This is a genomic window from Chryseobacterium indologenes (assembly GCF_018362995.1).
Lineage (GTDB): Bacteria > Bacteroidota > Bacteroidia > Flavobacteriales > Weeksellaceae > Chryseobacterium > Chryseobacterium indologenes_G.
The window spans coordinates 3,373,511-3,397,098 of the sequence record NZ_CP074372.1; the positions used below are offsets into that span (position 1 = coordinate 3,373,511).

General features: G+C 35.2%; 18 protein-coding genes. 5 read left to right on the forward strand and 13 right to left on the reverse strand.

Going from position 1 to position 23,588, the window contains the following annotated elements; genetic code table 11:
- Positions 1 to 4: 4 nt before the first annotated feature.
- The 7 genes from tsaB to rpiB all read right to left on the reverse strand — a co-directional run bounded on the left by tsaB (position 5) and on the right by rpiB (position 6,760).
- On the reverse strand, positions 5 to 679 hold the full coding sequence (gene tsaB / locus DYR29_RS15250) for a tRNA (adenosine(37)-N6)-threonylcarbamoyltransferase complex dimerization subunit type 1 TsaB (protein ID WP_213277534.1): 675 nt from the start codon (positions 677 to 679) through the stop codon (positions 5 to 7).
- Positions 680 to 745: 66 nt separating this feature from the next.
- The gene (locus tag DYR29_RS15255; protein ID WP_213277535.1) at positions 746 to 1,495 is read right to left on the reverse strand and encodes an SDR family NAD(P)-dependent oxidoreductase; all 750 of its coding nucleotides are present in this window, start codon (positions 1,493 to 1,495) and stop codon (positions 746 to 748) included.
- Between the two features lie 80 nt (positions 1,496 to 1,575).
- The gene (locus DYR29_RS15260) at positions 1,576 to 1,947 is read right to left on the reverse strand and encodes a YraN family protein (RefSeq protein ID WP_213277536.1); all 372 of its coding nucleotides are present in this window, start codon (positions 1,945 to 1,947) and stop codon (positions 1,576 to 1,578) included.
- Positions 1,948 to 1,988: 41 nt separating this feature from the next.
- The gene (locus tag DYR29_RS15265; RefSeq protein WP_213277537.1) at positions 1,989 to 2,918 is read right to left on the reverse strand and encodes a S66 peptidase family protein; all 930 of its coding nucleotides are present in this window, start codon (positions 2,916 to 2,918) and stop codon (positions 1,989 to 1,991) included.
- Positions 2,915 to 3,601 carry a LysE family translocator gene (locus DYR29_RS15270; RefSeq protein WP_047422033.1) on the reverse strand — a complete coding sequence of 229 codons (687 nt, stop codon included), beginning with the start codon at positions 3,599 to 3,601 and terminating at the stop codon, positions 2,915 to 2,917. Before DYR29_RS15270 ends, DYR29_RS15265 begins: the two co-directional genes overlap by 4 nt.
- Positions 3,602 to 3,836: 235 nt before the next feature.
- Complete coding sequence (gene rnr / locus DYR29_RS15275; protein ID WP_142717475.1) at positions 3,837 to 5,990, reverse strand: ribonuclease R; 2,154 nt, start codon at positions 5,988 to 5,990, stop codon at positions 3,837 to 3,839.
- Positions 5,991 to 6,325: 335 nt separating this feature from the next.
- Positions 6,326 to 6,760 carry a ribose 5-phosphate isomerase B gene (gene rpiB / locus DYR29_RS15280; RefSeq protein ID WP_047422036.1) on the reverse strand — a complete coding sequence of 145 codons (435 nt, stop codon included), beginning with the start codon at positions 6,758 to 6,760 and terminating at the stop codon, positions 6,326 to 6,328.
- Positions 6,761 to 7,403: 643 nt separating this feature from the next.
- On the opposite strand from rpiB, the gene DYR29_RS15285 reads away from it, so the two are divergent.
- A complete protein-coding gene (locus DYR29_RS15285) occupies positions 7,404 to 8,594 on the forward strand; it encodes a phosphoglycerate kinase (protein WP_142717580.1) in 1,191 nt (396 codons plus the stop codon).
- A 1,597-nt stretch (positions 8,595 to 10,191) separates the two neighbouring features.
- Here DYR29_RS15285 and DYR29_RS15290 read toward each other — a convergent pair.
- The 6 genes from DYR29_RS15290 to DYR29_RS15315 all read right to left on the reverse strand — a co-directional run bounded on the left by DYR29_RS15290 (position 10,192) and on the right by DYR29_RS15315 (position 18,937).
- Positions 10,192 to 11,013 (reverse strand): class I SAM-dependent methyltransferase, encoded by an 822-nt coding sequence (locus DYR29_RS15290; protein ID WP_213277538.1) that lies wholly within the window; start codon positions 11,011 to 11,013, stop codon positions 10,192 to 10,194.
- Between the two features lie 121 nt (positions 11,014 to 11,134).
- The gene (mnmG, locus tag DYR29_RS15295) at positions 11,135 to 12,997 is read right to left on the reverse strand and encodes a tRNA uridine-5-carboxymethylaminomethyl(34) synthesis enzyme MnmG (protein ID WP_213277539.1); all 1,863 of its coding nucleotides are present in this window, start codon (positions 12,995 to 12,997) and stop codon (positions 11,135 to 11,137) included.
- A 148-nt stretch (positions 12,998 to 13,145) separates the two neighbouring features.
- Complete coding sequence (gene ybeY / locus DYR29_RS15300; protein WP_047422039.1) at positions 13,146 to 13,565, reverse strand: rRNA maturation RNase YbeY; 420 nt, start codon at positions 13,563 to 13,565, stop codon at positions 13,146 to 13,148.
- A 4-nt stretch (positions 13,566 to 13,569) separates the two neighbouring features.
- Positions 13,570 to 15,729, reverse strand: a complete 2,160-nt coding sequence (locus DYR29_RS15305) for a patatin-like phospholipase family protein (RefSeq protein ID WP_213277540.1) — start codon at positions 15,727 to 15,729, stop codon at positions 13,570 to 13,572.
- Positions 15,730 to 15,731: 2 nt separating this feature from the next.
- Positions 15,732 to 18,179 carry a bifunctional UDP-N-acetylmuramoyl-tripeptide:D-alanyl-D-alanine ligase/alanine racemase gene (locus DYR29_RS15310; protein WP_213277541.1) on the reverse strand — a complete coding sequence of 816 codons (2,448 nt, stop codon included), beginning with the start codon at positions 18,177 to 18,179 and terminating at the stop codon, positions 15,732 to 15,734.
- 170 nt (positions 18,180 to 18,349) lie between these two features.
- Positions 18,350 to 18,937, reverse strand: a complete 588-nt coding sequence (locus tag DYR29_RS15315) for a thymidine kinase (protein WP_047380060.1) — start codon at positions 18,935 to 18,937, stop codon at positions 18,350 to 18,352.
- Positions 18,938 to 18,998: 61 nt separating this feature from the next.
- Between DYR29_RS15315 and DYR29_RS15320 the strand changes: the two genes are divergently transcribed.
- The 4 genes from DYR29_RS15320 to fabG all read left to right on the forward strand — a co-directional run bounded on the left by DYR29_RS15320 (position 18,999) and on the right by fabG (position 23,586).
- A complete protein-coding gene (locus DYR29_RS15320) occupies positions 18,999 to 20,486 on the forward strand; it encodes a hypothetical protein (protein WP_213277542.1) in 1,488 nt (495 codons plus the stop codon).
- A 2-nt stretch (positions 20,487 to 20,488) separates the two neighbouring features.
- Positions 20,489 to 21,163 (forward strand): 16S rRNA (cytidine(1402)-2'-O)-methyltransferase, encoded by a 675-nt coding sequence (rsmI, locus tag DYR29_RS15325; RefSeq protein ID WP_213277543.1) that lies wholly within the window; start codon positions 20,489 to 20,491, stop codon positions 21,161 to 21,163.
- Positions 21,164 to 21,169: 6 nt separating this feature from the next.
- Positions 21,170 to 22,681 carry a WG repeat-containing protein gene (locus DYR29_RS15330; RefSeq protein ID WP_213277544.1) on the forward strand — a complete coding sequence of 504 codons (1,512 nt, stop codon included), beginning with the start codon at positions 21,170 to 21,172 and terminating at the stop codon, positions 22,679 to 22,681.
- 161 nt (positions 22,682 to 22,842) lie between these two features.
- Positions 22,843 to 23,586: a 3-oxoacyl-[acyl-carrier-protein] reductase gene (gene fabG / locus DYR29_RS15335; RefSeq protein WP_213277545.1), complete on the forward strand. Its 744-nt coding sequence runs from the start codon at positions 22,843 to 22,845 to the stop codon at positions 23,584 to 23,586.
- The last annotated feature ends 2 nt before the right edge of the window (positions 23,587 to 23,588 follow it).

Here is a 23,588-nt window from a genome sequence, read left to right on the forward strand (position 1 = left end):
AATATTACGAGCCCTTTTTCTTTACTCCATGGAAATCCTTAAGATAGAAAGGCTCAAAATAAGCCATATCTTCAAATTCTTTATTCTCTATTTTTTCCAATGTCCTTGTGATAAGATATTTTGCAGAAGGATAAACAGTCTCGTTAAAAACAGCATCAGGAAGATTCAATATATCTTTTGCCTTTTTTGCACCGTCTCCCACAAACAATACTTTTTTATCTTTAAATTCTTCAAAAGAAGTTTCATCCAAAATCTTGGCTTCGGTCTCAGATAATTCTTTTCCCGTACTACCGTCATAAACGGCTGTATATACCTCCATTCTCCTCGCATCAATCAAAGGTACTATAAAGTCATAGTTATCGCCTAAAAAAGGCTCTATCATACTTTCAAGGGAATTTACAGCAATCAGGGGAACTTTAAGACCATAGCAGAATCCTTTTGCAGAGGCTGCACCAATCCTTAATCCGGTGTAAGATCCGGGACCTTTCCCCAAAGAAACGGCTTCAATATCTTTAAGTGCAATCCCCGCTCCTTCCAATGCCCATTCCACATAGGTATGAAGGCTTTCAGATTGTTTATAGTTTTCAGAAACTTCTTCACACACACACAGCAGCTTTTCATTGTCTGATACCGCTACTGAACAGTTTTTGGATGATGTTTCCAGATATAGAATTTTCATTTTTTTGTTTTAAGCTAAACAGCAAAATTGCTTTTAATATTCTGCAAATTTAGTCCATTATTTTGACTATTTTCTATAAATTGTTCTCGGTTCTGCTTGAGCACTTGGATAGATGGTCATATCTGAAACAGTTACATGTTTCGGAGCATTCACACAGTAAGCAATGGCATCGGCAATATCCTCTGCTTTCAGAGCTTCATAGCCCGCATATACTGTTGAAGCTTTCTCACTGTCACCTTTGAACCTTACCAAAGAAAAATCTGTTTCTACAGCTCCCGGCTGAATATTGGTCACTTTGATTCCGAATTCAGTAAGCTCCAGTCTCATTCCTTCTGAAATAACGTCTACTGCTTTCTTCGTTGCACAGTACACTACTCCATTGGCATAAGTTTGTCTTGCTGCTACAGAACTGATGTTTACTATATGACCTAAATTTTTAGTTTTCATAATCGGGATGATCATTTTAGAAACATAGAGCAGTCCCTTTACATTCCCATCAATCATAGAATCCCAGTCGTCCGTCTTACCAGCCGAAAGAGGATCCAGCCCATGAGCATTTCCTGCATTATTAATCAGAACATCAATCTCTTTCCAGTTTTCAGGGAGTGAGTTTATAGCTGCTTCCACCTGTTCAAGATTCCTTACATCAAACAATAAACTAAATATTTCGGTATATTGAGAAAGTTCTGTTTTTACAGTTTCCAATACTTCACTTCTTCTTCCGCAGATAATAATTCTGTTCCCTTGTTTTGCAAGAAGCTCTGCAGTGGCTTTACCTATTCCGGAAGTTGCTCCGGTAATTAATACTGTCTTCATAAAATTGTTTATTAACTTGTATGAATGGAATATCTTCTCAAGAGTATGATGCTATTCCTTCATACATTTTTATTGATTTATTAATTAGCATCCAATGCCTGAAATGCATCGGCTATGTGGTCAATTTTTAAGTTTCTGCTTTCATCAGGAAGAACGGAGATAATATCAAACCTGACTTCGTTATCTTTATTAAATTCTTCGAGATAATGATTGGCTGCAGAAACAATTGATTTTATTTTTGTTTTGGTGACTGCTTCCTGTGGGAGCATGAAGGCATCGGTAGACCTTGCTTTCACTTCCACAACAATAATCAGATTATCTTTTTCAGCAATAATGTCAATCTCCGCTTTCTGAAAACGAAAGTTTCTGACAAGGATTTTGTAGCCGTTCTTTTGAAGATAATCAACTGCTGTATCTTCTGCTATTTTTCCAAAATCGTTATGATCAGCCATATCTTGTATTTAAGAGTTTGGAGATAGGAGAGTGGTATTTTTTAAAATTCGATCTTCACTTTAGTTCCAACCTTCATTTTAACTTGCCCACCAATTAAAAGCGGCCGGTTATCTTTAATATGTCCATTCGGGAAACCAAACACTACAGGGAATTTATATCTTGAAATTCGTTCTGAGATCAGTTTATAGGCAAATTCATCAAAGCTTTCTTCATAGCTTTTATTTTCCTTTTCGTCTCCCATATTGGTCATCCCGCCAATGATAAGTCCTTTGATCTTACTGAAAACTCCTGCCAGCTCCAGACTCATAATCATACGGTCCAGTGCATAGAAGTTTTCTCCGATATCTTCAATAAACAGGATTTTGTCTTTAAAGTCAAAAGAATACTTGGTCCCTAAAAGGGCATAAACCAGGGCTAAATTCCCTCCGATTAATTCTCCTTCAATATTCCCTTCTTTATTGAATTGATGTGATTCTAGACTGTATTTTGGCGTTTTACCTTTGAGGATATCAAAGATCAGATCATAGCTGTCATCAGTAACACCGAAACTTGATGTTTTAATGGTCTGCCCATGAATGGATGCAAAACCTTTTTTCAACAGATAACTTTGTATCACTGTGTTGTCAGAATATCCAATATACCATTTCGGATTTTCTGTAAAACCTTTCATTTTCAGGTGCTGAATCAGGTGCTGGCATCCGTAACCTCCCCGTGAAGCCCATACCGCTCTGATCTCTGTATCATTCAAAGCCCAGTTGATATCTTTTATTCTTTCCTGTTCTGTTCCGGCATAATTATATCCGTTTGAAAATCTTGTATAGAGATGTTCCCCGAGAACGGGCTCAAAACCTCTGCTCTTAATCATTTCTATTCCCTTTTCCATTTGAGAGGCATCTACCGCTCCTGCAGGGGAAATAACAGCTATTTTGTCACCTTTTTTAAGGGACTTTGGAAAGATTATTTTTTTCATTCTGTTTTTTGATATTTTACTTCTTTCTTTTCGGCTTCCTCCAGCTGTCTTTCAAACTGATTGAACTTTTTGAAACTCTGCAGGAAGATAAAGAAACTGAAGATAATAAGAATACAGCCAACAACTCTTCTGATTTGGTTGGCCAGTTTTTGTGTTAATTTATCGTGAAATTGCTTGGCAAGAAATATTTTGGCAAGATCTATTGAAAGGTAAGTGCCCAGTACGATCCCTATGTATAGAATAAAACTGCTGGTGTCCGGATATTGATTTCTCACAGAAATTACCGTTACCAGCCAGAAAAGGATAACTCCTACATTTAAAAGATTAAAGAAAAAGCCATTGAAAAATGTTTTAATATAATTTTGGCCAATGATCTTTTCTTCGCCTGGCAAATGCATCTTGGTCTTGGTAACCAGCATCACAATTCCATAAACAAAAATAAGAATGGAAGTGATCCTGTAAAAACCGGGATGCTTATCAATTAAAGCTACAATATCTGTACTGGCATAATATGCTGCTACAATACATAATAAATCTGCAGTAATAACTCCAAGATCCAATGACAAGGCATGTCTGGGGCCTCTGGAAAAGCTGGTTTCAATTAACAGGAAAAATATAGGTCCTATAAAAACCAAGCTCAGCATGAATCCTAATATGATCGCCGATAGTACAAGTTCTAGCATTTAATGTGTTTTAAAATGAATAAAATTCATTTCGTTTTATACAAAGTTATACTTTATGATTTAATTATTCAATAAAGTTGTGATTTATCAAGTGGATTTTAAGGAGAGTTTAATCTAAAGTTTTTAAGAAAATAGGAGAGGAGAGTATATTCAAATGTTTTTGTTTAAAAAAATAAAAGGCTGAATGTCCGTTAACATTTCAGCCTTTCTATTATTTTATAAAAGATCTAATTTTTTATTTTACAATCTGGAAATCAAGCTGCTTCTGAATCAGATTAGCTTTTACCACCTTGATCTGAACTTCATCTCCCAACTGATACTTGTTTCCATGTCTTATTCCGTATACGGCGTGAGTTTTCGCATCATACATGTATGAATCGTCTACAAGGTCTCTAAGTTTGATGAGACCTTCCGCACCGTTTTCAGGAATTTCAACCCAGAAACCAAATTCTGCCACCCCGGAAATAACCCCTCTGAAAGTTTCTCCCAGGTGTTTTTCCATGAATTTCACCTGCATAAATTTGATAGAATCTCTTTCTGCATCTGCAGCCAGCCTTTCCATGGCACTGCAGTGTTTTGCTTTTTCTTCAAGCTCTCCTCTGTTTGGAGATTTTCCTCCATCCAGATAATGCTGAAGAAGACGGTGTGCAAGCAAATCCGGATAACGACGGATAGGAGAGGTAAAGTGGCTGTAATATTCAAAGCCTAAACCATAGTGCCCGATTGGTTCAGTAGAGTACACCGCTTTGCTCATACTTCTCATCGCAAGTGTTTCGATCATATTTTCTTCGCCTTTTCCTTTTACGTCATGTAGAAGTTTGTTCAAAGATGCAGCAACCTTTTTGGTATTGGCCAGATCCATTTTATATCCGAAAGTAGCAACGAAGTCTCTCAACGATTCCAGTTTCGCAGGATCCGGATCATCGTGAACCCTGTAAATAAATGTATTATTTGTGATCTCTCCTTTTCTGCTCAGAGATACATATTCCGATACTTTTTTATTGGCTAAAAGCATGAATTCTTCGATCAGATGGTTAGAATCCTTACTTATTTTAAAGTAAACTCCAACAGGCTCATTATTTTCATCAAGATTGAATCTTACTTCACTTCTGTCGAAAGTAATAGCTCCTTTTCTGATACGTTCCTGACGCATAATTTTTGCTAACTTATCAAGAGTATTGATCTCTTCTGCCAGGTCTCCCTGTCCGCTTTCAATACGTTCCTGAGCTTCTTCATAGGTAAATCTCCTGTCTGAATGAATAACTGTTCTTCCAAACCATTGTTTCTGAATTTCTGCTTCGTCGTTCAGTTCAAAAACTGCAGAAAAAGTATATTTATCTTCGTTAGGGCGAAGGGAACATACATCATTACTCAAAACTTCAGGAAGCATTGGCACAACTCTGTCAACAAGGTATACCGAAGTTGCTCTTTTATATGCTTCATCATCAAGAATAGTTCCCGGAACTACATAATGAGATACATCCGCAATGTGAACACCAATTTCCCAGTTTCCGTTTTCCAGCTTTCTTATGGATAAAGCATCATCAAAATCCTTCGCATCTTTAGGGTCAATCGTAAATGTACAGATATTACGCATATCCCACCTTTTTGCAGCTTCTTCGTCTGTGATACTTCTGTCTATTTTATCTGCATCTGCCTCCACTTCGGATGGAAACTCGTAAGGCAGGCCATATTCTGCAAGAATAGAGTGGATCTCTGTTTCGTGTTCTCCCGGAGCCCCCAGCACCTGGATAATTTCTCCTTCAGGGTTTTTATCTCCCGGTCTCCATTCTGTCATTTTTACAATGACCTTATCTCCATCTTCAGCAGTGTTGAATTTTCCTTTCGGAATAAAGATATCTGTGTTAATTGATTTTTTATCGCAAACCACAAACCCAAATTCCTTATGAGCAACTTTCTGAAATGTTCCTACAAATTCAGTTCTGGTACGTTCCAAAACTTCCAAAACAGAACCTTCCAGCTTCTTTCCTTTATAATGATAAGTTATAATAAGAACCTTATCTCCCTGCAAAGCATCCTTCACATTTTTAGCATGTACGAAGACATCATCTTCCAATCCTTCCACACTTACATAAGCATTTCCACTTTGGTTGAAGTCAATGGTTCCGGTAAGTGTTCCAGCGATTTTCAGGTTCACTATATATTTTCCTTTTTCCACTTCCTTGATCTTTTCAGATCCCTGAAGTTTGTGCAGCGCCTGGATAACAAGTTCTCTTTGTCTTGGATTTTTGTAATCTATTCCGTCAGCGATCTGCTTATAATTATAAATTTTGGATGAATTCGCATTCATAAAACGGAGGATCAGTCTTCCGATCTCCATCATTTTTAAATCATTTTTATGACTTATATATTTTCTTTTTTTTGGCATTTTAATTTTCTTTTAAATGTTCTGGTCTTAGTTTCAAATAAAACCTTTTTCTAAATTTTCCCCATTCATTCCTTATAAAGGTTATTCAATTTCATCATTAGATTCTTTCCGTACATCATCAGAAATTATCTTTCAGTTTACTTAGAACGGGAGCTTTAGTTTTGTATAAATTTAATACAATTCTCGAGAAGAAAAGAGAAAAACCTTCTATTAAATATGTTTCAAATATAAGAAAGGCTTTAGAGAATAATAGAATGTAATTTCTATTGGACACTGCAAATGTACGAATAAAAAATAAATAAGGCTTGTAATACAATTTACAAGCCTTAGTATATTTAGCAAACTGCAATTTTATCAACTCTGTTCTGGTGTCTGCCACCTTCAAAGTCTGTTGCAAGAAATTTATCTACAATCTCAATCGCCAGTTCCTTTGATATAAATCTCGCCGGTATTGAAATCATGTTGGCATCATTATGCTGTCTTGCCAGTGTTGCAATCTCCGGCATCCAGCAAAGGGCGCATCTTATTTTCTGATGTTTGTTCGCAGTGATCTGAACCCCGTTTCCGCTTCCACATAACAGAATTCCTAGCTCATTTTCTCCGTTTTCCACAGAGGTTGCAGCAGGATGTACAAAGTCCGGATAATCCACACTGTTTGTGGAAAACGTTCCAAAATCCTGAACTTCAAACTTTTCTGAAAGGTAGTTCTTAACAATCTCCTTATATTCATAGCCTGCATGGTCCGCTGCGATAGCAATTTTTCTTTTCATAATACTCTTATTAAGCTTTATTAGATTCTATTTCCTTACAAAGGTAAGAATAATAACAATTCGTGTTAGTAAACCCTGAGTTAATTGTGAAAAGGTATGTTAATAACTGTGGAAAACTTTTATCAACTTTCTATTTTTAAAGATCAATTTATTTCGTAATAGAAAACCTTTCCGCAATTTTTTACCACAACTTTCCAGATGTTTTCTTCAGCTATCCCCAGATTTTTCCATAATAAAATAACTAATAATTGATTCATTTCAAAGTTACCAACATTTGTTAATAAGTATGTGAAATAGCGGGTTTACAAGCATTTATATTGTGAGTTAAATATGAATTGAATAAAAGTTGAGTGTTACCAACTTTTAGCTTAAAACTTATCCCCGAAACTAACAACACTCAACAACAACTACATTATTCTTTTTTTTAAAAGAGAAAAAATTGTTGATTAATGGGTGATTGTGTTCGGGGAAAGTTTTTGAAAACTTTTATTTTAATCAATCTGTTGAAAAAGTTTAAAACCTTACATTTGTGAAACAAAAATTCAATGAAATTTATGAAATTGCCTTTGCAGGGTTTACGGAAAATCAAACCGGGATCTGGCGAAAGGAGTTTCATCCGACTCAGAAAAAAATAAATCTACGTATGAAAACAATCAATGATTTCAATTTTAAAGATAAGAAAGCTCTGGTAAGAGTGGACTTCAATGTTCCTCAGGACGATCAGCTGAAGGTGACAGACAATACGAGAATTGTTGCTGTGAAACCAACAGTGGAGAAGATCCTTAATGATGGTGGTTCTGTCATCTTAATTACACACCTTGGAAGACCTAAGGGAGAGGTTAAAGATGAATTTTCTCTTAAACATATTCTTGGCGAAGTTTCTGCTGTTCTTGGACAGGAAGTTAAATTTGTTGATGAATGCATTGGGGAAAAAGCAGAACAGGCTGCTGCTGAACTGAAGCCAGGAGAGATCTTATTACTTGAAAATGTACGTTTTCATAATGAAGAAGAGAAAGGTGATGCTGGTTTTGCTGAGAAGCTTTCTAAGTTAGGTGATGCTTATGTAAACGATGCCTTCGGAACTGCACACAGAGCTCATGCTTCTACAGCAGTGATCGCTCAATATTTTCCATCAACTAAATATTTCGGTTTACTAATGGCTAATGAGCTTCAGGCTATTGATAAAGTATTGAAAAGCGGTGAGAGACCTGTTACGGCTATCCTTGGAGGTTCTAAGGTTTCAACTAAAATTACCATTATAGAAAATATCCTTCCTGCAGTAGACAATCTGATCATTGGTGGAGGGATGGCATTTACATTTATTAAGGCTCTTGGAGGAAAAATTGGTAATTCTCTGGTAGAGGAAGACAAGCTTCCTTTAGCTTTAGAGATTTTAGGGAAAGCAAAAGAACATAAAGTGAAAGTATATCTTCCTTCTGATGCTATCATCGCTGAAAGTTTTAGTAATGATGTGGAAAGAAAAGAAGCTGATATCTATGCAATTCCTGAAGGATGGATGGGACTTGATGCAGGTCATAAATCAAGAGATCAGTTCAATGATGTATTATTAAATTCAAGAACTATTCTTTGGAATGGACCGATTGGTGTTTTCGAAATGTCAAATTTTGCAGGAGGTACGGTAGCCTTGGGTGAGAGTATTGCTGAAGCAACAAGATTAGGAGCTTTCTCTTTAGTAGGAGGAGGAGACAGTGTTGCTTTCGTGAAGCAATTCGGATATGCTGATCAGGTAAGTTATGTTTCTACCGGTGGTGGAGCAATGCTTGAAAGCCTTGAAGGACTTGAGTTACCAGGTGTAGCTGCGATCAACAATTAAATAAAAAATAAAAATATTTTAAAGCCTGCTAATTATATTAGCAGGCTTTTTTCATTTTAAAAGTATAAGAAATTCCTTTATTGATCGAACTTTTTTGACATTTTAAGATATAACCTGTGGTTATACTTATTTAACTTGAATTCACTTTCAGCTACTTAGGTCTTAGTGTGATTTTTTCTTCTTAAAATTGACTCATTAGTTCTTGTTTTTATACTTATTTTTTTGCCATAATCGACCATGAATTTTGATATGGATTTGTACTTTTTATGAGATTATAATTTCCTTTTTTTATTAATTTTCATGTTTATTTTGACGAAATTCAGGACCATAAATAATGTGATGTAAAATAAAATTTATGAAAGCTATAAGTGTTTTTCAAATAACTATTCTTAGTCAAGAATCTATAAACTTTCTAATTGGCTTCTGGAATTTTATTGAACCTTTAAATTCCTTAATAGTTTAGGCAATTACATACAATTTAGATTAATCCTGCTATCTTCTTATTATGTCAGTGTCATTCTGAATGTAGCGGAGTGAAATGAAGAACCTAAGCTTTACATGAGATTCTTCATTTGTCAGAAATCGAGGATTCGACACAGTTAAAGACGATGGTGTCAAATTCTATATTGTCGCTATAATTTATATATTTATGAAACTTGTGGTATTTTTTGAGCTAAGAAACAATTTATTTACCTTTATTTAAAGGTAAATTTTATGATTATTTATTTCATACTTTAGTGATAGTGTTGTAAGTTATTGACTAATAATATTTAAACTATTTTATATCGCTAAGTTATGCTTATTTTCTTTTTTTAATAGCAGGCAAAAATTAGAAATTATTCATTTAACATTATAAAATGAATGATGTATTCAGCTTTTCAAAAAAATCAGAATTATTAAAATTCAATCGTTTTACTTTTTTCTGAAGTTAATAATTTTTCGATGCTTTTATTTTCTATCAAAATTTCTTTTATAATAGTGGTCAATTTTTTTGAACCATAAAGTTTTCTTTAAAGAATTTTCCAGGTCATTATTTTTTTGATGTAAAAGATAAAATAGAGTAGGGGAGTTTTCTGCTCCGGCTTTTAAATTTCCTTTTTGATAGATATAAAAGCTTTTTGACTAATCAGGTTTAAATTTGGTAAGAATGAAATTTACTATAGATCTTATTTTTTATTAATAGTTCCTGAAAATTGACCTTTATAAATACCTTTAAAATCGAAAAACTAAATTTTTCCGAGTATTTATATCTTGATGGATTTTGAGTCGAAATTTCCGTCTTTTTTGTAAGAATTTAATTTCTAATATGCATTTTTTTGTTTTTTGAAGCCAAATATGAAATATTGATGAATGATTAAGTAACACTTTAACTTAATGAATGAGAAGCATTCTTAATTTTCTTTTTTCTTACTTGAAATGGAGTAGGGGAGTATTTATTTTAAAAATTATAGGATCTTAAATATTTAAGTTTGTATCTAAAAATTTTTAAATTGCTTTATTAATAAAGAAAACTCAGGTGAAAAAATCCTGAGTTTTTATTTTTTGAAGCTAAAAATGCTGAAAAACGACCTTTAGAAATAGGTCAAAAATCTATTTTCTATCTTTTTTCGATGATGTATATCAAACTTGAGAATTCGTTCGAAAAAAGGGCTTTTACGTTCGAAATCGTTCCGTAGATCATTGCTTTTATCCAATATAGGGGTGATTTCTTGTATTTTTCGCTTAGCATAGAGATGTAATAAGAATCAAGAACCAAGGGTTTGATTTTTCTCATTTTCCAGTCTGATTTTTTTGAAATGAGATTTTCCATTCCATTTTTTGAAAAATGATAGATGTGTCTTGGTACATCATATGCTGCCCAATACTCTTTATAATGTTTTGCATCATAAGAGGTAGGATTAGGGACAGCAATAATTAGAATTCCTTTTTCTTTTAATTTTCCATGAAAAGCTTCCAATATTTCATCCTGGTTTTCGATATGTTCAAACACATGCCACAGAGTAATTGCATCTAGGCTTTTTTCTTCAATTGTGTTGATCGTATCCAAAATAGTAGCTTTGGCTATTTTTCCTTGTGCTGCTTTTCTTGCATCGGCATCAGGTTCAAAACCAAAAGTCTCAAAATCATTTTCTATGAATTTTACAAATTCTCCGGCACCGCATCCGTAATCAAGTACTCTTGATCCTTTTTTTATTCTGTCTATCAATACATTTTTTTTGTACTGCAGATTGAAGGACTGAAGAAATTTATAAAGCTTTTCTTTCAGACTTCCGGAGTCCTGATGATGAGAAATATAATCTTCACTTTCATAATATCTGGAAATATTGGATGGAATAGGAGTGGTCTTGAATACCCCTTTGATCTCTGTCTCTTTAATTTCAAAAATTTCCTGTGAAAGAAAATGATCTTTTATTTTCATTGAAATCGTTATCTTTTTATATTGTAAAAAAAATTAAGATATCCAGAGCTTAGCCTACGCTCATAAATACCTTAATTTTTGTTTTATTTATTTAAATGTTTCACGTGAAACATATCTTTTATTAACGTCCTAAATAGACTAGTAAAACGTTGATATCGGCTGGAGAAACCCCGCTTATTCTTCCTGCCTGGGCAATAGTCTTCGGACGTACGTTAGACATCTTCTGTTTTGCTTCTGCAGAAAGGCTAGAAAGCTTTGTATAATCAAAATCTTCAGGAATTTTAATGTTTTCCAGACGATTAAGCTTAGCTACATTCTCTTTTTCTTTCTCAATATATCCTTTATACTTGATATTGATCTCAGCCTGTTCTCTTACTTCATCGTTGTATTGGCTTGAAACTTCTTTAATGAAATCAATTTCATCCAGTTTTCCTAATGTCATATGGGGTCTGGTAAGAATTTGTGCCGCTCTGTAGGCCTGATCTACAGGATTACTTTCTATAGATTCAAGAACAGGGTTGATAATACCTGGTTTTAAAGAAGTTTCGCGAAGGAACTCTTCAAGTGCTTGGCTTTCAGATACTTTGGTTTTCATTTTTCTTAATCTGTCTTCTTTTGCCAATCCTAACTGATAAGCTTTTTCAGTTAGCCTGATATCTGCATTATCTTGTCTTAAAAGAAGTCTGTATTCAGCACGTGAAGTAAACATTCTGTAAGGCTCTTCAGTTCCTTTGGTAATAAGATCATCTATTAAAACTCCGATATACGCTTCGTCTCTGTTTAGAATGAAATCACCTTTTTCATGAACTTTATTGTGAGCGTTGATACCCGCAATTAATCCTTGGCCTGCAGCTTCTTCATATCCTGTAGTTCCGTTAATCTGTCCTGCGAAATATAAATTGTCAATTAATTTTGTTTCTAGGGTATGTTTTAATTGGGTAGGAGGGAAGTAATCATATTCAATGGCATAACCGGGACGGAAAACCTTTACGTTTTCAAATCCTGGAATCTGTTTCATTGCTTTGATTTGTACATCTTCAGGAAGAGAAGAACTGAATCCGTTTACGTAGATCTCTACAGTTTTCCACCCTTCCGGTTCTACGAAAAGCTGGTGTCTGTTTCTTTCTGCGAAACGGTTGATCTTATCTTCAATACTTGGACAGTATCTTGGACCTAAGCTTTGAATGGTACCATTGAACATTGGGCTTCTATCAAAACCTTCTCTCAAAATATCGTGTACTGTTTCGTTAGTATATACGATATGACAGCTTAATTGTTTTGTTAATTTCGGAGTATCAAGATAGCTGAACTTTTGAGGATTTTCATCTCCTTTTTGTTCTTCCATCTTTGAATAATCCAAACTTCTTCCGTCAACTCTTGGTGGAGTACCGGTCTTCATTCTTCCTGCTTCAAATCCTAAAGTGACCAATTGTTCTGTAATTCCAAAAGCTCTTGGTTCACCCATTCTTCCTCCGCCTAATTGTTTATCTCCTACATGAATTAAACCATTAAGGAAAGTTCCATTTGTAAGAACTACGGATTTTGCTTTAATCTCAATTCCTAGGGAAGTAACTACTCCGGTTACTTTATTATTTTCAACAATCAGTTGTTTCACCATATCCTGAAAGAAATCAAGATTGGGAGTATTCTCTAATGCTAAGCGCCATTCTTCGGCAAAAAGCATTCTATCGTTTTGGGTTCTCGGAGACCACATCGCAGGACCTTTTGAAAGATTCAGCATTTTGAATTGGATAGCAGATTTGTCTGCTACAATTCCGGAATATCCTCCCATTGCATCAATCTCTCTTACGATCTGTCCTTTTGCGATTCCGCCCATTGCCGGGTTGCAACTCATCTGTCCGATGGTCTGCATATTCATTGTAACGAGTAGTGTTTTTGAACCGAGGTTGGCTGCTGCCGCGGCGGCTTCACAACCTGCGTGTCCGGCACCTACTACTATTACATCATATATTTCTGAAATCATTTTTTATCTCGCTTGTTTTAAGCTTTAAACCTTATCTTTATAACCAATGTTTCACGTGAAACATTTTTGAAGAATGCACTCTAGGTAAAGTTATATTATTACTAGAATTGAGTACTTTAGGTATAGGACTTTAAGTGATTGTTCAAATTCAAATCTTTAAATCCCTGTATTTCGCCAAGTACAAATCTTCCATTCTCCGCATCTCTTTTTCTTCCTCTTCCGTCTTGTCTTTATAGCCTGCAAGGTGTAAAATACCATGGGCTAAAACTCTTCTTAATTCTTCTTCATAATCTCGGGAAAGGGTAGAGGCGTTATCAGAAATGCGCTGCAAAGATACAAAAATCTCAGCGCTTATTGTCTTGCCTTTTACATAATCAAAAGTGATGATATCTGTATAATAATCATGCTGCAAATAATCCTGATTGATCTTAAGAAGATATTCATCATCACAGAAAATGTAATTGATTTCTCCTAGCTTTTTTCCTTCTGAAAGAATAAGATCTTCCAGCCATTTTTTGTAATCTGTACTTACCGACTCTGGTAAGTTTTCGTAAAAGAACTGTATCATTTTTTTAAAACCAGTGTCCTAAAATAACACTGAATATACCTTTTTGGTTATTTTTAAGTGAGTGGCTGAAGTTAACTTTTATCTGCCCGAAAGGAGATTTGTAACCGGCCGTAATTCCCAGGGATCTATAATTTACTTTAACTGCATCTTCAAACTTGATATCGTTTGATAAGTTAGCAAAGCTGAAGTTTCCACTGATAAAATAGTTTTTGTTAAATTTAAACTGGATATCGTTAGAAGCTAATATCACATTATTAGTATAAAGCTGGGCGAAGTAAAATCCGCCAAAGCTTTTAAAATTTATTAGATTCTGCTCAAAAATTCCCCCTAATCTATATTGGTAATAGGCAGGAAGATTTTCGCCAATAGTAACACCTCCAAAAACATTCAGACGATAAGTGAACTGTTTACCCAAAGGAACGTTGATTTTAAGATCTGCTTTGATCTGAATGATTCTTTTATCGACTTCAGATTTTAATAGATCTACTACCTTTCCTTCTGCAGCAAAATAAACTCCTTTGGTGGGAAACTCTTTGTCATCCTGTGTATCGGTTTTTATGAAGATGTACGGGTTCAGAAAACGGCTGTATCGTCTGTTGTCTCCATTGCTGTTTTCCGCTTTGAAGTAATCATGGCTGATACCGCCTCCAATAGCGAATTTATCTTTCCAAATAGACTGTATATAGGCTTCATTCCTGATCCATTCCCAGCGGTCAACTACATAATTATCTACATTTTTGATATCAAAACTCATTCCGGACGAATAGAGTCCAAAGCCAGGAATATATCCGTTATCTATAAAATAGTTCAGATAATATCTCACGCGGTCTCCCACAACAACATCAAGGGAAAGGTTTGAATTTTTAAATAAAAGTCTCTTTGCTGAATAATTCAAAAGAAGTCCTGTCTTGAAAACTTCGTCATAATGCAACCCGAATTTCAGAAAATGGCGGGTATCATCTTCAGTGACATAAAGCTTCAAATAATTGGCATCATTTTCCTGAACGATATCATAATTGATAAAACGGTAGTTATTTGTGGCTACCAATTTATCCACCATTTTATTGATGCTTCCATAGGTCTGTAAAGAGGGGAGACGGAGCCCCATTTTCCCCAGTGTGTAGTTTTTACCGTATATTTTACTTCCTTCAATAGAAATGCTGTCTATCTTATAAACGTTCGAATATATAGGATTTACACGCTGTCTGAGGCGGTCAAAAGGACGTTTGGGTAATTGATCCAGTATCTGAGAATATTTGAGTCCTTCTACATAGCCGCTGTCAAGAATTTTCTTCTTATCATCGTAGCTTGTTGCAGACATTCCTTTCAGATTGGGTTTGATATTGATGTCTGTATACTTATATTGTTTTCGGGTATCTTTTTTGATTCCAAAGTCAATCACCTGATTCAGGATGGATATAATGTTGTTTAAATCCTCTCTTTTTGAAAGATCCTGATTAAGATCCACACCGATAACGATATCAATTCCTTTGTCTTTTAAAGGCTTTGAAGGATAGTTTACCGTCATGGCCCCATCTATATAAATGCTATCGCCAATTTTAACGGGATCCATTAAAGAAGGAAATGCGGAACTTGCCATAATGGATTGTACGAGATCTCCTTTTTCAAATATCTGCATATTGCCGCTTTCAAGATTGGTTGCCACACACATGAATGGAATAGGCATTTTGGAAAAGTCTTCGATATTGGAAACGTTTTTAAAAAGTTCTTTCAAAAGATAAACATTTCTCTGGCCGGTACTGATAGAAGAGGGAAGTGTGATTTTTCCATTTTTCAGGGGAATGGATAAAAGATATTTGTCTACGGATTTGTTGAAAAAAGTGGTTTCCTGTCTCGACTTCGGATCCATAATTAAAGAATAGAAATCCGTATCCATTACTATTTTTTCTATTTCTTTTCCGGAGTAGCCTGCGGCATATAAACCGCCTACAATGGCTCCCATACTTGTTCCGGAAACATAATCCACTTTTACTCCCAATGAATCTAGTACTTTAAGAACTCCTACATGTGAAAACCCCTTGGCTCCGCCACCGGCCAGCGACAGTCCAATCTTTGGGTTTTTAGGAATTTTCAAATCTTTTTTTACCTGAGAATGGATCAATAATAGTTGGAATATGGAAAGCAGAATCAGGAGTTTTCTCATAGTTAATCTTTTATATAAATCCGTTTCACCCGAGGTGAAATGGAGGTTAATACTTCATAGGTTATCGTTTTGCAGTAGCCTGCGAATTCTTTTAGACTTGGTTTGGCATTGAAAACAGTTACCGTATCACCTTCTTTTACATTCGGGATATTATCTACATTAATCATCATCATATCCATACAGATGTTTCCAACAATTGGAGCCAGTGTTTTGTTGACTCCTACATTTCCTACCTGATTTCCTATCAGTCTTGGAATTCCATCTGCATATCCAACAGGGATTGTCGCAATTCTGGTAAGATGATCAGCTTTATATCTTCTGCTGTAACCTACAGATTCACCGTTTTCAACCATTGATATCTGTGAAATTACGGTTTTAAAACTTACCACAGACTGCAGCTGCTTCTGAATTTCATGATCAGACGATTCTCCAAGCATTCCGATCCCGATTCTTACCATATCAAACTGATGATTGGTATAGCTTGTTATTCCGGATGAATTCAGGATATGACGGAGAGGAGTGTATTCTAATTTTTCTATCAGGTAACTGGAATTCTTTTCAAAAACTTCTAGCTGCTTCAAAGTAAATTCTTTTTCTTCAGGCATATCAGAAGATGATAAGTGACTGAACATGCTCTGAACTTTCAGATTTTTCTGGCTTAAAGTTTCGCTTAACTGATCCAGTTCAAAATCTTTAAAACCAAGACGGTGCATTCCTGTCTCCAGTTTGATATGAATCGGATATTTTTTATCATAACCTGACTTCTGAACCGCTTCATAGAATAATTCCAATACTCTGAAACTGTAAATTTCCGGCTCCAGGTTGTATTCTATGATAGTCTGATAACTGTGCTGCTCAGGATTCATTACGATAATAGGAGTGGTGATCCCTTTCTTACGGAGTTCAACACCTTCATCAACATAGGCCACACCCAGATAATCTATATGATGGTGCTGAAGAAATTCTGATACTTCATAACTTCCCAATCCGTAAGCATTAGCTTTTACCATGGCCATCATTTTGGTTCCCGGTTTCAGCAGTGATTTATGATAGTTGATATTATGAAGAATTGCATTAAGGTTTACTTCCAGTACCGTATCATGTTTTCTGAGTTCAAGAATATCTTTAAGCCTTTCAATCTCAAATTTTCTGGCTCCTTTCAGCAGGATAATCTGATTTTCTATTTCAGTAAGATGTTTACTTTCAATCAACTCTTTAGTGTCAATGAAAGTATATGTTTTAGCTTTAAATAATTCACTATAGTTTGATATTTCATCACCTATTAAGAAAACAGAATCAAAATGCTGCTCATTTACCAGATCAGAAACTTCTTCATATAATTCTTTTGTGTTGGTACTCACCCCAACGATATCCGTTAAGACCAGCGATTTCTTAGATTTATTATATTCGTTCAAAAACTGGAGAGCAGTCTTCAAAGAATCGAGGTCAAGATTAAAAGAATCGTTAATGACAATATTGCCTTTAATTCCTTCAATTGCTTCAAGCCTCATTTCAACGGCTTTTAAAAGGTTGATTTTTTCAACGATCTTTTTATTTTCGATATTCAGCTCCTTGAGGACTGTGATAAGCGCCATAGCATTGGTTAATGTCGCTTCGTCTCTCTGATGGGCTGGAAAACTGATTTCTTCACCAAAATAATCAACAATAATGTTGTCATCTTTGGAAATATTGCTTTTGATGAAAACCTGGTTCTCTTTTTTAAATCCGTATGAAATTAATTTTTTATCAGAATATGATTTTTTAATTTTTTGTTCAACCAAAGAATTGTCACCATTATAAATGATCACTTCAGAATTTTTGAAAAGACTTATCTTTTCATCAATAAGTTGTTCTTCGGAAGAAAAGTTGGCAGCATGAGCGGTCCCGATGTGAGTGAGTAATCCGATCTGAGGATGGAACATATCTTCAAGTTTTTCCATCTCATGTGGTTTTGAAATTCCAACTTCAAAAATTCCCAGCTTATAAGAACTGTTGATCTGAAGAAGAGAGAGCGGAAGACCAATCTGAGAATTAAAACTTTTAGGACTTTTTACAGTAGGAAATTCATTCCACAGACATTGATACAACCATTCTTTTAAAATAGTTTTACCATTACTTCCCGTAATTCCGATAGATTGTAAGTGAGAATTTTCAAAATGATACTTTGCTAATTTTTGAAGAAACTCTACGGAATTTTCAACAATAATCCAGGTTATATTTTCAAACTCAGGATAGTGATGTTCAGAAATAATGACATTGATCCCTCTGTCTATTGCAGCATCTATAAATTTTTCGCCGGAATTTTTTTTGGTATTGATCGCGATAAAAGCTGTATTCTTGGTAGAATAAATAATTCTGCTGTCATACGCTATATTTTTGATCATTAAAGTTCCGTCTCCAATGATCTGTGCATTGGTGATCTCTGCAATGTGTTGTACTGTATAGTTCATTGGTGCCCTTTCTGCTTTATTTTTTAAGCGAAACTGCAGAATAGAACTCCAAAAAGTTAAGAAGCCGGTTATTTAAACTGTTCCTTTTTTCCAGATTTTTACCCTATTGCTTTTCCGCTTTTTATTTTTACTGAATGAATTTAATTTTATGGCAGGGTATATTTTAACCCTTATTTTCTTTTTAAAAGTACTTCGTCAATAAATACACGGCGGCTTACTGCTTCATAACTTTCAGTTTCTCCCAATTCTACAAGGTTATCTCCCTGGGAAGTTCTCATAGAATAATTGGCAAGATTACCGGTTCTCTTACAAATAGCATGCACTTTTGTCACGTACTCGGCTGTGGCCATCAGATTGGGCATTGGCCCGAACGGACGACCTAAAAAGTCCATATCCAATCCTGCAATCACCACTCTGATCCCGCTATTGGCAAGCTGGTTGGCAACATCAACAATACTTTCATCAAAAAACTGAGCTTCATCAATGGCCACTACATCACAATTGGAAGCCAACAGAAGAATTTCATTAGGATTTTCTACTGCTGTACTGCGGATTTTATTCTGATTATGAGATACTACATCCTCTTCAGAATAGCGTATATCCATTTTTGGTTTAAAAATTTCCACATTCTGTCCTGCCATTTCCGCTCTTCGCAATCTGCGGATCAGTTCCTCGGTTTTACCCGAAAACATAGAGCCACAAATCACTTCCATCCAACCACTTTGTTTGGAATGATTAATTGTATTTTCTAAAAACATTTGTTAAATTAGCCGTATATTTTTAACATCAAAAGTAAGCAATTTTAATAAGAATCTTATTATGCAGAATATCCAAGATTTAAAGGAAAAGATTTTTTTTGAATCCATGAATATCATTGATAATCTGGACAAAATAAACAACGTAGACGAATTACTTTCCAAGCAAGATCTTGTAGATGAGCTTGCTAACAGGATTTCTTTTTTGAAACTGCTGGAAAAGAATATTGAATATTTCGTAACAGATCAACCGGGGCAGGATCCGGACTATCAGCACCTCTCTTTTGTATCTGGAGAAACGGAACATTATGATAAGGGAAATGAGGTGACAGAAGAAGAAGCCATCTTTAATAATGAGCTGAACGAAATTGATGAGAATGAAATTTTCTCAACCGGTTCTGAAGAAGAGGAAGCCGTTTTCAATAACCAGCTGAATGAAATTGTTGAAAATGAATTCCATGAAAATATTGTAAGCTTTGTAGAAGAAGGTTACGAAGAAAAAGCGCCGGAAAACACTCAGGAACAAAATTCTGACCATGAAACTTTGGAAGAAGAGGCGGTTTTCAATAATCAGTTGAACGAAATTGATGAAAATGAAATTTCAGAAGAGCAGAGAGCTGTTTTAAGTTTTGTAGATGAAGAAAAAATTCTTGCAGATTCTACTCCGGATTCTGATGAAGATCTCAATGAAGATCTGTTTCACCATGAATTGACAGAGGAAGAAGCCATTTTCAACAACCAGCTGAATGAAATGGAAGAGCAGGAAGAAGAAAATTTTGAACAAGAATCAAAAAAAGAAACTGATTTTGCCGAAGTAAATGATGCTAAAGTTCCTGTGACGGAAATTATTCCAAGTATTTTTGATACAGAAACTCTGGAAGATGAAATGCTGATCGAAGAAAACGAGGAGCAGTTTGTGGCTTCCAATATTTCGATTGAGCAGGGAGAAATGGCCACTGAAACATCCAACGTGGAAAATATTCTGAGTGAGATTAAAAATGATCATTCAGTAGAAGAGATAAAGGAGGAAAGCATCCTTGCTGAAGTCTACGACAGAAGAAAAATCGTTGAGATCGATAAACCTGCTGCCGAAGAAACAGAAAAACATCCTTCTGATGAAAGCTTTGAAAATTTAGAAGCCTATCATCAGGAGAAAAAAATAAAATTATCCAATATCAAAGGATTGAAGGCCGTTCAGTCACTTTTTGATGACGATCCTTTGGAAAGAGAATTTCCTAACGAAAAGGAGCCTGTGGCAGTGAAAGAAGATAACGGAAGTATTCTGAAGTCTAATATTCCTACCAACTTTATGGAAGCAGACAAACAGAAACCGGAATTTAAACTGGATCTGAATGACAGAATTGCTTTCTCAAAAATGCTCTTTGAAGGAAGTCAGACCGATCTGAATGATACCGTATTTCAGCTGAACCAGTTCAAAACACTGGAAGAAGCCAAAGAATATCTGAGTGATCTGTATTACGAAAGAAAATGGAATAAAGTGGATGAATATGCTCAGAGACTTTGGATATTGGTAGAAAATAAATTCTTATAATTTTGAGCGGAATCTTATATTTTGTTCCCACACCTGTTGGGAATCTGGAAGATATGACTTTCAGGGCAGTAAATGTCCTTAAAGAAGTTGATTATATTTTATGTGAAGACACAAGAACTTCCGGAATACTTTTAAAACATTTTGAAATCTCAAAGCCTTTAAAATCTTATCATTTACACAATGAACATCAGGCAACGGAGAAAGTGATCACAGACCTTAAAAACGGTCAGAATATCGCTATTATTACCGATGCAGGAACACCCGGTATTTCGGATCCGGGATATTTGCTGGCAAAAGTAGGAGCAGACAATAATATTGATATGATCTGTCTTCCGGGAGCAACGGCTCTCATTCCCGCACTTGTTGTTTCAGGTCTTCCCAACAATGAATTTTTATTCGCTGGTTTTTTACCGCAGAAAAAAGGCAGACAAACAAAACTGAAGCAGCTTGCGGAAGAAAAAAAGACCATCGTTCTTTACGAAAGTCCCCATAAAATCAATACGACTCTGGAGCAGATCAAAGAATTCTTTGGAGAAGAAACCAAAGTAAGTTTAAGCCGTGAGATCTCTAAAAAATTTGAGGAAACCAAACGGGGAACAATCAATGAATTAATTGAATTTTCCAAGAGTAAAACTTTAAAAGGAGAGATCGTTCTTATTGTCAACAATTCTATTTAATTTTTCTTGAAAAAATTAGTTTTTGTATTGTGTTCTGTAGTCTGTACAGCACAGACTAACCAGTATATGAAAGTGATCCTGTCAAAAAAGACAGGGAAGGAGGTGAATTCCTATTCGGACGGATATGGAACGGCTTACGATTCCGGATCTAAAAAGCAGGCAATAGTAGACTCTTTAGGGACCATTACCTTTGAATCTCCCTATAGAGGCGGAATTTTACATATTTTTAAAAACAGATTTATTCTTTATTCTGAGGACGGAAACAATAGAAAATCAGCTGTTATTGACGAAAAAGGCAAGGAATTCATTGCTTTGGATGATCAGGAATTCAATACACCCTGGTGGAGCAAAGACCGCATTATTTCTTCAAAACAAGACAAAGAAGCCGTCTACGATTATAACGGAAAGGAAATTATTCCTTATGCTGAAAAGATCCGTTTTTCAGGAAAGGATAGATTCTTTGTTTTAAAAGATAAAAAATGGTTTCTGTATGACCTTAGCGGAAAGCAGCTCAGCAGCCGGGAATTTAAAGAAGATTACAACTTTGAAGATGGTAAAGCATTGATCATTAATGAAGAAAATGAAAGTGAAATCATTGGAAATAATGGTCAGACCCTGCATAAATTTTCAAAACAGGTAGTAGATATCAATGCGTATCCTTATCTGATTACCAGAAATAAAAGTACAGGAAAATACGGTCTGATTGATAGCGAAGAAAATATACTTGCTGAGGAAATCTTTAGTGATATCACTCCGGAATATTTTGGCAGAAAAGAATATATCTACCTTATAAAAAACGGGAAAGCAACGGTCTTCAATAAAAAAGATAAGAAACTGTATTCCCAGACTTTTAAATACGTAAACCCTTTATTGAATAATTTTTTCAGTTTTTATAATGATAAAGTAAAAAAATCCGGAATTGTTGATCTGGAGGGGAACATCGTTCTTCCTCAGGAATATGATTTTATCAAAGCTTTTACCATTTCCGGAAAAGATTTTATCTATCTTAAAAAAGGAAATGAAGAACAATTTCTGGATAAGGATCTGAAGAATGTTGTTGGAGAAGGCGTACAGATTTTAGGCTTTTATCCCGACAATCTTATTATTGGAAAACAGGATCGTTACTACAGGTTTTCTGTAAAAGATGGCTCAACGGCAGAGTTGAAGAATATCAGTCAGATCAGAAACGAAGATGTTGAATATTTTAATCCGCTTAATCAGTATTCAAAACCTTTGGTGTGTAGAAATACAGGCAATCTCTATGGCATTCTGGATGGAAAAGGAACAGAAATTGTTCCCTTTATTTACGAAGATATCATAACATTCGGGAATGCTGAGAACGAAATTGTAGTAAAAAAGGATGGAAAATTCGGAGTTTCAAACTTTCAGAATGAGCCTTTGAAGGAGATTATTTATGATAAATATTTCTGGCAGAAAGAAGTGCTGAAGCTGGATAGAAGCAAAAAAACGGACTTTATTTATTTCACGAGATTTAAAAATAATTCTGTTCAGCTGTAATAAAAATCCAAAATAATCCAGTATTTTAACAAATTCAATGGCTTGAATAACAATTTATAATATCTTTGCAAACCGTTTAATTCCGGATAGGAATTGTAGAAATTATAAGAGTCAGCCGTCACAAGCTGAATGAGTTAAAAGAAAAATAATTGTCAATAGATATGAAAATATTAGAAGGAAAAGTAGCACTAATTACCGGAGCTACAAGAGGAATCGGTAAGGGTATTGCTGAAATGTTTGCTCAGCAAGGGGCAAAAGTAGCATTTACCTACGCTGGCTCTGTAGACAAAGCAAAAGAATTAGAAGCAGCTTTAAGTTCTGTAACCCAAATTAAGGGATATCAGTCTGACGCATCAGATTATGATGCAGCTCAGAAATTGGTGGAAGATGTGATGGCAGAGTTCGGACAGATTGATATTTTAATAAACAATGCAGGAATTACAAAAGATAGCCTGTTATTGAGAATGTCCAAAGAAGATTGGGATAAAGTAATCAAAGTAAACTTAGATTCAGTTTTTAACCTTACGAAAGCGGTGATCAAGCCAATGATGAAGGCAAGATCAGGATCTATCATCAATATGACTTCAGTAGTAGGAGTGAAAGGAAATGCCGGACAGGCCAACTATGCAGCTTCTAAAGCAGGGGTAATAGGGTTTACAAAATCTGTGGCACTGGAATTAGGATCAAGAAATATCAGATGTAATGCTATTGCTCCGGGATTCATTGAAACGGAAATGACTGCTGTTCTGGACGAAAAAACTGTTCAGGGATGGAGAGAAGAAATTCCAATGAAAAGAGGAGGACAGCCTGCAGATATAGCGAACGCATGTGTATTCTTAGGCAGCGAAATGTCAGCATATATTACCGGGCAAACGTTAAACGTTGACGGTGGAATGTTAACTTAGAA

Bases quoted from the DNA above. Each gene is read 5' to 3' on its own strand.
- DYR29_RS15260 (WP_213277536.1), bottom strand. From the start codon at position 1,947: ATGGCTGATCATAACGATTTTGGAAAAATAGCAGAAGATACAGCAGTT.
- rnr (WP_142717475.1), bottom strand. From the start codon at position 5,990: ATGCCAAAAAAAAGAAAATATATAAGTCATAAAAATGATTTAAAAATG.
- DYR29_RS15310 (WP_213277541.1), bottom strand. From the start codon at position 18,179: ATGAACTATACAGTACAACACATTGCAGAGATCACCAATGCACAGATC.
- DYR29_RS15270 (WP_047422033.1), bottom strand. From the start codon at position 3,601: ATGCTAGAACTTGTACTATCGGCGATCATATTAGGATTCATGCTGAGC.
- DYR29_RS15265 (WP_213277537.1), bottom strand. From the start codon at position 2,918: ATGAAAAAAATAATCTTTCCAAAGTCCCTTAAAAAAGGTGACAAAATA.
- DYR29_RS15285 (WP_142717580.1), top strand. From the start codon at position 7,404: ATGAAAACAATCAATGATTTCAATTTTAAAGATAAGAAAGCTCTGGTA.
- mnmG (WP_213277539.1), bottom strand. From the start codon at position 12,997: ATGATTTCAGAAATATATGATGTAATAGTAGTAGGTGCCGGACACGCA.
- rpiB (WP_047422036.1), bottom strand. From the start codon at position 6,760: ATGAAAAGAAAAATTGCTATCGCAGCGGACCATGCAGGCTATGAATAT.
- DYR29_RS15305 (WP_213277540.1), bottom strand. From the start codon at position 15,729: ATGAGAAAACTCCTGATTCTGCTTTCCATATTCCAACTATTATTGATC.
- DYR29_RS15255 (WP_213277535.1), bottom strand. From the start codon at position 1,495: ATGAAGACAGTATTAATTACCGGAGCAACTTCCGGAATAGGTAAAGCC.
- tsaB (WP_213277534.1), bottom strand. From the start codon at position 679: ATGAAAATTCTATATCTGGAAACATCATCCAAAAACTGTTCAGTAGCG.
- DYR29_RS15320 (WP_213277542.1), top strand. From the start codon at position 18,999: ATGCAGAATATCCAAGATTTAAAGGAAAAGATTTTTTTTGAATCCATG.
- DYR29_RS15315 (WP_047380060.1), bottom strand. From the start codon at position 18,937: ATGTTTTTAGAAAATACAATTAATCATTCCAAACAAAGTGGTTGGATG.
- DYR29_RS15290 (WP_213277538.1), bottom strand. From the start codon at position 11,013: ATGAAAATAAAAGATCATTTTCTTTCACAGGAAATTTTTGAAATTAAA.
- ybeY (WP_047422039.1), bottom strand. From the start codon at position 13,565: ATGATACAGTTCTTTTACGAAAACTTACCAGAGTCGGTAAGTACAGAT.
- fabG (WP_213277545.1), top strand. From the start codon at position 22,843: ATGAAAATATTAGAAGGAAAAGTAGCACTAATTACCGGAGCTACAAGA.